This is a genomic window from Nocardiopsis suaedae (genome assembly GCF_027706745.1).
Lineage (GTDB): Bacteria > Actinomycetota > Actinomycetes > Streptosporangiales > Streptosporangiaceae > Nocardiopsis_A > Nocardiopsis_A suaedae.
Genome location: NZ_JAQFWP010000077.1, coordinates 18,538 through 29,940 on the forward strand (window position 1 = coordinate 18,538; position 11,403 = coordinate 29,940).

Genomic DNA, 11,403 nt, shown 5'->3' on the forward strand with positions numbered 1-11,403 from the left:
CGTTCGAGAAGGGGGAGCCGGTGCGGGTACTGGGGATCGACCCCGGACTGACCAGGTGCGGGGTGGGCGTGGTCGACGGCGCGCCCGGCCGCCCGCCCGTCCTCGCCGCGGCCGGGGTGATCCGCACCCCCGCCGACGACGACCTGCCCGAGCGGCTCCTGGCCGTCGAACGCGGCATGGAGGGGTGGCTGGACGAGCACGCCCCCGACGCGGTCGCCGTCGAGCGGGTCTTCGCCCAGCACAACGTCAGCACCGTCATGGGCACCGCCCAGGCCAGCGCCGTGGCCATGGTGTGCGCGGCCCGCCGCGGCCTGCCCGTCGCCCTGCACACCCCCAGCGAGGTCAAGGCCGCCGTCACCGGCAGCGGCCGCGCCGACAAGGCCCAGATCGGCGCCATGGTCGCCCGCATCCTGCGGCTGAGCGGCCCCCCGCGCCCCGCCGACGCCGCCGACGCGGTCGCGCTGTGCCTGTGCCACCTCTGGCGCGGCGGCGCCCAGGACCGGCTGGCCCGCGCCCGGGCCGCCGCCCGGACCCGCGCCCCGGCACCGGCCCCCGCCCGCGCCTCCGCACCCGTACCCAGGAAGGGCACCGCACCGTGATCGCGTTCCTCACCGGCCGGGTCGCCGCCCGCCAGGCCGGATCCGCCGTCATCGAGGTCGGCGGGGTCGGCATGCAGCTGCAGTGCACCCCCGCGACCCTGTCCGCTCTGCGCGTGGGCGAGGAGGCCACCGTGTCCACCGCCCTGGTGGTGCGGGAGGACTCGCTGACCCTCTTCGGCTTCGCCGACGCCGACGAGCGCGACGTCTTCGAGCGCCTGCAGGCCGCCTCGGGGGTCGGACCCCGGCTGGCCCTGGCCATGCTCGCCGTGCACACCCCCGAGGCGCTGCGCAAGGCGGTGGCCACCGAGGACACCGCCGCCCTGACCGCGGTGCCCGGCATCGGCAAGAAGGGGGCCCAGCGCATCGTCCTGGAGCTGCGCGACAAGCTCGGCGACCCCCTCGGCTCCGAGCCCGCCCCCGGCGCCGGTGCCGCGGCGCCCGCCCGGGCCGCCGCCCACTGGCGCCCCCAGGTCGTCGCCGGGCTGGTCAACCTGGGCTGGTCGGCCAAGGACGCCGAGGCCGCCGCCGACGCCGTCGCCCCCCAGGCCGAGGACACCCCCGACGTGGCCGACCTGCTGCGCGCCGCCCTGCGCGGGCTGAGCCGCGCCTGACCCCGTGAGCGAGACCGCGATGAGCGACAACGAGCCCGACCTGTACGAGCGCGGCGTCGTCTCCCCCGAGGCCGGCGCCGACGACCGCGCCCTCGACGGCGCGCTGCGCCCCCGCATGCTGGAGGACTTCGTCGGCCAGGACCGCGTGCGCGAGCAGCTCTCCCTGGTGCTGCGCGGCGCGCAGAGCCGCGGCCGCGCCCCCGACCACGTCCTGATGTCCGGCGGCCCCGGCCTGGGCAAGACCACCCTGGCCATGATCATCGCCAACGAGCTGGGCGCCCCGCTGCGCATCACCTCCGGCCCGGCCATCGAGCGCTCCGGCGACCTGGCCGCCGTGCTGTCGACCCTGCAGGAGGGGGAGGTCCTCTTCCTGGACGAGATCCACCGCATGGCCCGCCCCGCCGAGGAGATGCTCTACGTCGCCATGGAGGACTTCCGGGTCGACGTGGTCGTGGGCAAGGGGCCCGGCGCCACCGCCATCCCCCTGGACATCGCCCCGTTCACGCTGGTCGGCGCCACCACCCGGGCCGGTCTGCTGCCCGCCCCGCTGCGCGACCGCTTCGGCTTCACCGCGCACGTCGACTTCTACCGGCCCGAGGACCTGGAGACCATCGTGCGCCGCTCGGCCGGGCTGCTCGGCGTCGACCTGGCCCCCGACGCCGCCCAGGAGGTCGCCCGCCGCTCCCGCGGCACCCCCCGCATCGCCAACCGGCTGCTGCGCCGCGTGCGCGACTACGCCGAGGTGCGCGGCGACGGCACCCTGGACCGGGCCACCGCCCGCGCCGCGCTCAGCCTGTACGAGGTCGACGAGCTGGGGCTGGACCGGCTGGACCGGGCGGTGCTGGACGCGCTGCTGCGGCGCTTCCGCGGCGGGCCGGTCGGGCTGTCCACGCTGGCCGTGTCGGTGGGGGAGGAGCCCGAGACCGTCGAGGTCGTCGCCGAGCCGTTCCTGGTCCGCGCCGGCTTCATGGCCCGCACCCCGCGCGGCCGCGTCGCCACCCCCCGGGCCTGGGAGCACATGGGGCTGACGCCCCCGGACGGGGCCGCCGGATAGAGTGGTCGGGAACGCGGGGACCAGCCCGTTCGTTCCACCGCAGCGCGACCATGCGCTCGCGCGCCGCCGAGCCCCGGGGCAGGCCCCGGAACCGGCGGCGGCGCCGCGGAGAAAGTACGCCAGGAAAGGACGCCCCGTGCAGGGCACTACGAATCTCGCGCAGCCGGTCGAGGCCGCGGTCGGCGGGGGGACCCTGCAGTCGATCCTCATGATCGGGCTGCTGGTCCTCGTCTTCTACCTGCTGATCATCCGCCCCCAGCAGCGGCGGCGCAAGCAGCAGACGGACATGCAGAGCCGGCTGCGCCCCGGCCAGGAGGTGCTGACCCAGGCCGGGTTCTACGGCACCGTGGTCGAGGTGCGCGACAGCGAGGTGGAGCTGGAGATCTCCCCCGGGTCGCGCATCCGCATCCTCAAGGCGGGCATCGCCGACGTCGTCCCCGAACCGGGCGCCGCCGACGACGACACGCCGGTCGAGGACCGCCCCGACTTCCCGGGCAAGGACTCCGGGAGCGACGGGGACGACAAGAACGACGGCAGCAAGTAGGACCGCGCCCGGCCGCCGGGGCGCCGGCCCACACGGTGGGCCCACGCCCCGGCGGCCGCACGCCGGAAGGACACCGAGGAAACCCCCATGCCCGACGCCCCCGCCGACCTCCAGCGCCTCATCGAGGCCGGGATCCGCGACGTACCCGACTTCCCCGAGCCGGGCGTGGTGTTCAAGGACATCACCCCGCTGCTCGCCGACCCCGCCTCGCTCAAGGCCGTGGCCGAGGCCATGGCCGCCCCCTTCGACGGGAGGGTCGACGCCGTGGTGGGGCTGGAGGCGCGCGGCTTCATCCTGGCCGCCCCGGTCGCCCTGGAACTGGGGGCGGGCTTCGTCCCGGTGCGCAAAGCCGGGAAACTCCCCGCCAAGACCTACCGCGAGTCCTATGATCTGGAGTACGGCACCGCGACCGTCGAGATGCACGTCGACGCGTTCGCGCCCGGCAGCCGTGTGCTCGTCGTCGACGACGTGCTGGCCACCGGCGGGACCGGCAGGGCCGCGGTGGAGCTGGTTCACCGGGCGGGTGGTACCGTCGTGGGATTCTCGGTCCTGATGGAGCTGGGTTTCCTCAAGGGCCGCGACCGGCTGACCGGGGTCGGGGTGCACGCGCTCACCGAGGCCTGACCCGCCCGGCCCGACCTGCGGGGGAACGCGGGCCGGGGCATTACACTTGCGGGCATACATCGACTGCGACGGCGCGTTGGTACCGGTGAGCCGAACGTTCACGACCAAGACGTCCCGGTGGGCCGTCGCAGGGGGCGGAGCGATCCCCCGCCCCCGCGGCACCCGCCGGAGGAGCCGCGGGAGGGATGCCCATGCGAGGCGAGGCCACCACGCCGACCGAGGCCGTGCCGGAGCGCACCGCGGCAGTCTCCCCCGTCCTGGAGCCGGAGGCGGGCCGTGCCCCGGGGGAGGAGTGTCCGCCGCCCGCCGATGCGGGCGCCGCCGGCGCCCCGGAGGCGGGCTCCGCAGGTCCGCCGCCCGCCGCTGACGGCGGGCAGGGGACCGGGGCGGCCCCCGGCACCGCAGACCGTCCCCACCCGTCCTCGGGCGTGCGCGTCCGCCGCAGACTCGCGCGCCTCGGCGCACAGCGGGGTGTGACCATGAACCCGGTACTCGAACCACTGATCAAGACCGTCCGCGCGACCCATCCCAAGGTCGACGTGCGGCTGATCGAGCGCGCCTACGACGTGGCCGCGCACTACCACCGGGACCAGAAGCGCAAGAGCGGCGACCCCTACATCACCCACCCGCTCGCCGTGGCCACCATCCTGGCCGAGCTGGGCATGCAGGAGCCCACCCTGGCCGCCGCGCTGCTGCACGACACGGTCGAGGACACCCCCTACACCCTGGACCAGCTCCGCTCCGACTTCGGCGACGAGATCGCCGAGCTCGTCGACGGCGTCACCAAGCTGGACAAGGTCAAATATGGCGAGGCCACCGAGGCCGAGACGGTGCGCAAGATGGTCGTGGCCATGGCCCGCGACATCAAGGTGCTGGTCATCAAGCTGTGCGACCGGCTGCACAACATGCGCACGCTGCGCTACCTGCCGCAGCACAAGCGGGAGAAGAAGGCCCGCGAGACGCTGGAGATCTACGCCCCGCTCGCCCACCGCCTGGGCATGAACACGATCAAGTGGGAGCTGGAGGACCTGGCGTTCGCGACCATGTACCCCAAGCGCTTCGACGAGATCGCCCGGCTGGTCTCCGAGCGCGCCCCCCGCCGCGACCTGTACCTGCAGGACGTCATCGAGGCCGTCTCGGCCGACCTGCGCGAGGCGCGGATCAAGGCGACCGTGCGCGGCCGCCCGAAGCACTACTACTCCATCTACCAGAAGATGATCGCCCGCAACTGCGGCTTCGACGAGATCTACGACCTCGTCGCGGTGCGGGTGCTCGTCGACAGCGTGCGCGACTGCTACGCCGCCCTCGGCACCATCCACGCGCGGTGGAACCCGGTCCCCGGCCGGTTCAAGGACTACATCGCGATGCCGAAGTTCAACATGTACCAGTCGCTGCACACCACCGTGATCGGCCCCTCGGGCAACCCGGTCGAGCTGCAGATCCGCACCCGGGCGATGCACCGCCGCGCCGAGTACGGCATCGCCGCGCACTGGAAGTACAAGGAGGACCGGGTCTCCGGCAAGGAGAGCCGCTCCAAGGGCGCCGGGGACATGGCCTGGCTGCGCCAGCTCATCGACTGGCAGCAGGAGACCAAGGACCCCGGCGAGTTCCTGGAGTCGCTCCGGTTCGACCTGTCGGTGCAGGAGGTGTTCGTCTTCACCCCGCAGGGCGACGTCATCTCCCTGCCGCAGGGCGCCACCGCGGTGGACTTCGCCTACGCCGTGCACACCGAGGTCGGCCACCGCACCGTCGGCGCCCGCGTCAACGGGCGCCTGGTCTCGCTGGAGAGCGAGCTGCACAACGGCGAGACGGTGGAGATCCTCACCTCCAAGTCGACCGACGCCGGGCCCAGCCGGGACTGGCTCACCTTCGTCAAGAGCGCCCGCGCCCGCAACAAGATCCGCCAGTGGTTCACCAAGGAGCGCCGCGAGGCCGCGATCGAGCAGGGCAAGGACGCCATCGCCAAGGTGATGCGCAAACAGGAGCTGCCGATCAAGCGGCTCTTCAGCGGCGAGGCGCTCATCGCCCTTGCGCGGGACCTGCGCTACAACGACGTCGACGCGCTGTACGCCGCGGTGGGCGAAGGGCACCTGGGCGCCCAGAACGTGGTGCAGAAGCTGGTCGCCTCGCTCGGCGGGATCGAGAGCGCCGAAGAGGACATCGCCGAGTCGGCGCTGCCCACCCGCGCCAAGCCGCGGCGCGGGCGCCCCGCCGGGGGGTCGGGCGTCGTGGTCGAGGGCGACCCGGACGTGTGGGTGCGGCTCTCGCGCTGCTGCACCCCGGTCCCCGGGGACTCCATCGTCGGGTTCGTGACCCGCGGCAACGGGGTGTCGGTGCACCGCAGCGACTGCGTGAACACCCGCGCGCTGGACCCCGAGCGGATGGTCAGCGTCGAGTGGCAGCCCGGCGACGACGCCATGTTCCTGGTCGCCCTGCAGGTGGAGGCGCTGGACCGGGCGCGGCTGCTGTCCGACATCACCCGGGTCCTGTCCGACCAGCACGTCAACATCCTGTCGGCGACGGTGCAGACCGGCCGCGACCGGGTGGCGCTGAGCCGGTTCACCTTCGAGATGGCCGACCCGACCCACCTCGGCCACGTCCTGAAGGCGGTCCGCGGGGTGGACGGGGTCTACGACGTCTACCGCTTGAAGAACTGAGCTTCCTGCTCCCGGCCGCGGCCCGGCGGTGACCGTCCGGCGGGCGACGGGCGGTGGACACGTCGGCGCCCTGAGCGCGGCTCCGGTGCCGACCGTCCTGATGAGTGCCTCCCGGACCGGATCGGCCAGGACCACCGGCGCGACGGATCCGCGGGGCCCGACGAAGGGGCCCACGCCATCGTCGGCGCGCACGGCGGCCGACGGTCCGCCATCCGTCCGGCCCGCGCGTGGGACCGCGCGCATCCCGAAGCCCGGAGAAGCCCGACGGACCGCGCCCGGAAACGCGGAACGACGGCGACTCCAGGGGCGCGCCGCCTCCTATGGAGGGCCGCCTCTTGCGAGACTGCCGACATGCACAAGATCTCTCTGGACGCCCTGGCCTCGCGCCTTCTGGAACGCGCGGCGGGCTCGTCGGCGGGCCGCAGCGCCGAAACCGTCGTCGGCGGGCACGAGCGCACCCTGCGTCAGACCCTGATCGCCCTGACCGCCGGATCGTCCCTCGCCGAACACCCCAACCCGGGCGAGGCCACCGTGCTGGTGCTGCGCGGCCGCGTCCGGATGACCGCAGGGGACGACCGGTGGGACGCCCGCACCGGCGACGCCCTCATCGTGCCCGACACCGTGCACGGGCTGGAGGCCCTGGAGGACTCGGCCGTGCTGCTCACGGTCGCCAAGACCTGAGGGGCGCGATGCGGTGGCCGTGACCCGCCCCCAGGGGAGCGCGCACACGGGAGACGGCGACGGGCCGGGCACCGCGGTGTGCGGTGCCCGGCCCGTCGGAGCGGCCGTGCCCCTCAGCTCATCTCGTTCAGCGCCTTCTCGGCCTCCTCCAGCCACGAGCGGCGGGCCTCCATGGCCTCCTCGGCCTCGCGGACCCGGCGGTCGTCACCGGCGGCGCGGGCCTTGTCCAACCGGCCCTGCAGCTCCTCCAGCGACCCGCGGAGCTGGTCGACCGTGGCCTGGGCGCGGGCCCGGGCCTCGGGGTTGGTGCGGCGCCACTCCTTGTCCTCGGCGCGGCGCACCTCCTCCTCGATCTTGCGGAAGGCGCCCTCCAGGCGGTCCCGGGAGTCGCGCGGCAGCGGCCCGGCCTCCTCCCAGGCCTCCTGGTACTCGCGCAGGCGGGCGCGGGCCTCGCGCGGGTCGGCGATCCCGGGCAGCTCGGACTTGGCCTCCTCCAGGATCTTCTCCTTGGCCTCGGCGTTGACCCGCAGCTCGGCGTCGCGCTCGGCGAACACGGCGTTGCGCGCCTGGAAGAAGGTGTCCTGGGCGGCCTTGAAGCGCGCCCACAGCCGGTCCTCGCTGGCGCGGTCCGCCCGGCCGCTGGCCTTCCACCGCTGCATCAGCTCGCGGTAGCGGCCGGAGGTGGGGCCCCACTCGGTGGAGTCGGCCAGCGCCTCGGCCTCGGCGACGATCTCCTCCTTGACCTCGCGCACCTGCTCGCGCTGCTGGTCGAGCCCGGCGAAGTAGGCCTTGCGCCGCTTGGAGAAGGCGTTGCGCGCCGCCGACATGCGCTTCCACAGGGCCTGCTCGGTGCCGCGGTCGGCGCGCGGGGCCGCCTTCCACTCGTCGATGAGCTGGCGCATCCGCTCACCGCCGGACTTCCAGTGCGTGGTCTCCTCGGCCACCCGCTCGGCCTCGGCGACGATGCGCTCCTTGACGTCCCGGGCCTCGCTGCGCGCCTGCTCCTGGGCCTGCTTCTGCTCGACCTTGCGCTGCTCGGCGCGCTCGGTCAGCGCGTCCAGGCGGCGCATGAGCGCGTCCAGGTCGCCGACGGCGGCGGCGTCGCGCACGGCGGTGCGCAGCTTGTCGATGCTGGACATGGCCTGCCCGGCGGACAGGTCGGTGGTGCTCAGCCGCTTCTCCAGCAGTTCGACCTCGGTCACCAGGGCGTCGTACTTGCGCCGGAAGAAGGCCAGGGCCTCCTCGGGCGCGCCGGCCTGCCACGACCCGACGACACGCTCGCCCTCGCTCGTGCGCACGTAGACCGTGCCGTCGTCGTCTACGCGGCCCCAGGGGTCCGTGGTCACCGTGTCCTCCAGCTTTGATGGGCCCAGCCGCCGGGCCGGGCGCGGTCGTCGCGGCGGTCACTGACCGCTGTGACTATGCACGATATCCCTACGCCGTGCCGGTTACCGACGCGGTGGGGGCGGCCTCCGCGGCGGGCCCGCGGTACCCGGAACGACGTGGACCAATATGGCACCCGCGGGCCGATCGGCAAAGGGCGGGGGAGGCGGGGGTGACCGAATGGTGATGAAGGCGAACGCACCGGGCGCCGTACCGGCGGCGCGCGGGGGAACCGGCGGCCGATAACGGTTCGCCCGGGCACCGGCCGCGTCGGTAGGCTGGACCCCTCCGGCCGCACCCCCGCCGGACCAGCCCGCCCACGGACCCAGGAAACGAGGTCGCCGCCCGCCGTGCTCATCGACGCCTTCCCCGCCGGCCCGCTCGCCGCGAACTGCTACGTGGCCGCCCCGGGCCCGGGGGCCGGGTGCGTGGTCGTCGACCCCGGGCAGAGCGCCGCCGCCGACCTCGACCGGGTGCTGGCCGGGCACCGCCTCACCCCCGAGGCCGTGCTCCTCACCCACGGCCACTTCGACCACGTATGGTCGGCCGCCGAGACCGCCGACCGGTTCGGCGTGCCCGCGTACGTGCACCCCGCCGACCGCGCCCTGCTCACCGACCCCGCCCGCGGGCTGGACCCGGTCCTGGCCACCCAGCTGTCCGGGCTGCTCGGCGGCGCCGACCCCGCCGAGCCGCAGGACCTGCGCGAGCTGGACGGCACGCCGCTGCACCTGGCCGGGATGGAGATCGGCGTCGAGCACGCGCCCGGCCACACCCCGGGGTCGGTGGTCTTCGTGCTGGGCGGCGGCGAGGACGGCGGGCCGGAGGCGCTGTTCACCGGCGACCTGCTGTTCGCGGGGTCGATCGGCCGCACCGACTTCCCCGGCGGCGACCACGGCGCGATCCTGCACAGCCTGGAGCGGGTGTGCCTGAGCCGCCCCGACGCGACCGAGGTACTGCCGGGGCACGGGCCGCGCACCACGGTCGGCCGTGAGCGCGCGGCCAACCCGTTCCTGCGCGATATCCCGGCGCGCTGAGCGCGCCGTTCCGCGAGCACGCCCCTGCACGCCCCTGACGTTCGGCGTCCCGCTGCGCCCGTCCGACCTGCGCGGCGCGTGCCCTGGTGCCCCGGCGCCGGGCGCCGCGACCGGGCCACGGCCGGGGCGGGCGTCGGGCATGATGGGAGGGGCCCCTTTCCGCCCGGCACCGCTCCCGGGGGCACCGCGCCCCGGCGGCCGGTCCCCCCGAGGCCGGTGCCGGTCGGGCCGCCACCGACAAGCACGAGTCCAAGGAGTACCCCGTTGATCCGCAACGCTTCCGCCGGTGCCCTGCGCGCATCGGACGCCGGTGAGACCGTCGTCCTCGCCGGCTGGGTGGCCCGGCGCCGCGACCACGGCGGCGTCGTCTTCTTCGACCTGCGCGAGGCCTCCGGCGTCGTGCAGGTCGTGGTCCGCGAGGACGACCTCGCCCACGACCTGCGCTCGGAGTACTGCGTGAAGGTCACCGGCGCGGTCCGGGTGCGTCCCGAGGGCAACGAGAACCCGGAGATCCCCACCGGCGGCGTCGAGGTCGTCGCCGACGCGATCGAGGTGCTCAGCACCTCGGCCCCGCTGCCGTTCCCCCTGGACGGGTCGCAGGAGGTCTCCGAGGAGGCGCGGCTGCGCTACCGCTACCTGGACATGCGCCGCCCGGAGCCGGCCGCCGCGCTGCGCGCCCGCTCGCAGGCGACCTACATCGTCCACGACGTGATGCGCGAGCTGGAGTTCGTCAACGTCGAGACGCCCTACCTGACTCGCTCCACCCCGGAGGGCGCCCGCGACTTCCTGGTCCCGGTGCGGCTGCAGCCGGGCCACTGGTACGCGCTGCCGCAGTCGCCGCAGCTGTTCAAGCAGCTGCTGATGGTCGGCGGGATGGAGCGCTACTACCAGATCGCGCGCTGCTTCCGCGATGAGGACTTCCGCGCGGACCGGCAGCCGGAGTTCACCCAGATCGACCTGGAGATGAGCTTCGTCGACCAGGAGGACGTCATCGCGGTCGGCGAGAAGCTCGTCGCCCGGCTGTGGAGCGAGGTGCTCGGCCACGACATCCCGCTGCCGCTGCCGCGGATGCCCTACGCCGAGGCGATGGCGCGCTACGGGTCCGACAAGCCGGACCTGCGCTTCGGCCAGGAGCTGACCGAGCTGACCGGCCACTTCGCGCAGACCACCTTCCGGGTGTTCCAGGCGCCCTACGTCGGGGCGGTCGTCATGCCGGGCGGGGCGGCGCAGACACGCAAGGAGCTCGACGGCTGGCAGGACTGGGCCAAGGCGCGCGGCGCCAAGGGGCTGGCCTACGTGCTCGTGCAGGAGGACGGCACCCTGGCCGGGCCGGTGGCCAAGAACCTGTCCGACGAGGAGCGTGTGGGCCTGGCCGACAAGGTGGGGGCCGTGCCGGGCGACGCGGTGTTCTTCGCCGCGGGCGAGCGCCGGACCTCCCAGGAGCTGCTGGGCGCGGCCCGGTTGGAGATCGGCCGCCGCAAGGGGCTGATCGACGAGTCGGCCTGGTCGTTCCTGTGGGTGGTGGACGCCCCCATGTTCGAGGAGGACGGCGAGGGCGGCTGGACCTCGGTGCACCACCCCTTCACCGGGCCCAAGCCCGAGTGGGCCGAGGAGTTCGACAAGGACCCGGCCAACGCCCTGGCCTACGCCTACGACATGGTCTGCAACGGGTCGGAGATCGGCGGCGGGTCGATCCGTATCCACCGCACCGACGTGCAGGAGCGGGTGTTCTCGGTGCTGGGCATCGGCACGCAGGAGGCGGAGTCGAAGTTCGGGTTCCTGCTGGAGGCGCTGAAGTACGGCGCCCCGCCGCACGGCGGCATCGCCTTCGGGTGGGACCGGATCCTGACCCTGCTGGCGGGCCAGGACACGATCCGCGAGGTGATCGCGTTCCCGAAGACGGCCTCCGGCGGCGACCCGCTGACCGGTGCGCCCACCCCGATCACCGCCGCCCAGCGGTCGGAGGCCGGTATCGACGCGGTCCCCGAGGAGGAGAAGAAGGAGGAGGACGAGGAGGCCTGACCCTCTCCTTTCTCCTGGGTACGGCATTTCCGGAAGGCCCGCAGGCGTGTGCGCCTGCGGGCCTTCCGCGTGTTCCGGTGCGGGTTGGGCCGGGGCAGCACGGCGAATGCGAGTTGGGCCAGGACGGCGAACGGACGGAGTGGCGGGTTCCCCGCTGGCGGGCCCTGGCCGGGCGGTGGGTGGCCGGGGTGCGA

Annotated in this window: 10 protein-coding genes; 9 read left to right on the forward strand and 1 reads right to left on the reverse strand. The window is 74.3% G+C overall.

The window, feature by feature from the left end:
• The first annotated feature begins 20 nt into the window (after positions 1-20).
• The 7 genes from ruvC to O4U47_RS27475 all read left to right on the forward strand — a co-directional run bounded on the left by ruvC (position 21) and on the right by O4U47_RS27475 (position 6,770).
• Positions 21-599 (forward strand): crossover junction endodeoxyribonuclease RuvC, encoded by a 579-nt coding sequence (gene ruvC / locus O4U47_RS27445; protein WP_270680874.1) that lies wholly within the window; start codon positions 21-23, stop codon positions 597-599.
• Positions 596-1,210 carry a Holliday junction branch migration protein RuvA gene (gene ruvA / locus O4U47_RS27450; protein WP_270680875.1) on the forward strand — a complete coding sequence of 205 codons (615 nt, stop codon included), beginning with the start codon at positions 596-598 and terminating at the stop codon, positions 1,208-1,210. The genes ruvC and ruvA overlap by 4 nt, the downstream gene beginning before the upstream one ends.
• Before the next feature lie 19 nt (positions 1,211-1,229).
• Positions 1,230-2,264 (forward strand): Holliday junction branch migration DNA helicase RuvB, encoded by a 1,035-nt coding sequence (gene ruvB, locus O4U47_RS27455; protein ID WP_270680883.1) that lies wholly within the window; start codon positions 1,230-1,232, stop codon positions 2,262-2,264.
• Between the two features lie 136 nt (positions 2,265-2,400).
• Positions 2,401-2,808, forward strand: a complete 408-nt coding sequence (yajC, locus tag O4U47_RS27460) for a preprotein translocase subunit YajC (RefSeq protein WP_270680876.1) — start codon at positions 2,401-2,403, stop codon at positions 2,806-2,808.
• A gap of 87 nt (positions 2,809-2,895) precedes the next feature.
• Complete coding sequence (locus tag O4U47_RS27465; protein WP_270680877.1) at positions 2,896-3,432, forward strand: adenine phosphoribosyltransferase; 537 nt, start codon at positions 2,896-2,898, stop codon at positions 3,430-3,432.
• A gap of 479 nt (positions 3,433-3,911) precedes the next feature.
• Positions 3,912-6,089 carry a RelA/SpoT family protein gene (locus tag O4U47_RS27470; protein ID WP_270680884.1) on the forward strand — a complete coding sequence of 726 codons (2,178 nt, stop codon included), beginning with the start codon at positions 3,912-3,914 and terminating at the stop codon, positions 6,087-6,089.
• Between the two features lie 351 nt (positions 6,090-6,440).
• The gene (locus O4U47_RS27475; RefSeq protein ID WP_017625764.1) at positions 6,441-6,770 is read left to right on the forward strand and encodes a cupin domain-containing protein; all 330 of its coding nucleotides are present in this window, start codon (positions 6,441-6,443) and stop codon (positions 6,768-6,770) included.
• Positions 6,771-6,883: 113 nt separating this feature from the next.
• On the opposite strand, the gene O4U47_RS27480 is transcribed toward O4U47_RS27475, so the two are convergent.
• Positions 6,884-8,116 (reverse strand): DUF349 domain-containing protein, encoded by a 1,233-nt coding sequence (locus tag O4U47_RS27480; RefSeq protein ID WP_270680878.1) that lies wholly within the window; start codon positions 8,114-8,116, stop codon positions 6,884-6,886.
• Between the two features lie 387 nt (positions 8,117-8,503).
• Here O4U47_RS27480 and O4U47_RS27485 point away from each other — a divergent pair, with 387 nt between their 5' ends.
• Positions 8,504-9,187, forward strand: coding sequence for an MBL fold metallo-hydrolase (locus O4U47_RS27485; RefSeq protein ID WP_270680879.1), 684 nt, complete (start codon positions 8,504-8,506; stop codon positions 9,185-9,187).
• A gap of 264 nt (positions 9,188-9,451) precedes the next feature.
• Positions 9,452-11,209: an aspartate--tRNA ligase gene (aspS, locus tag O4U47_RS27490; protein WP_270680880.1), complete on the forward strand. Its 1,758-nt coding sequence runs from the start codon at positions 9,452-9,454 to the stop codon at positions 11,207-11,209.
• The last annotated feature ends 194 nt before the right edge of the window (positions 11,210-11,403 follow it).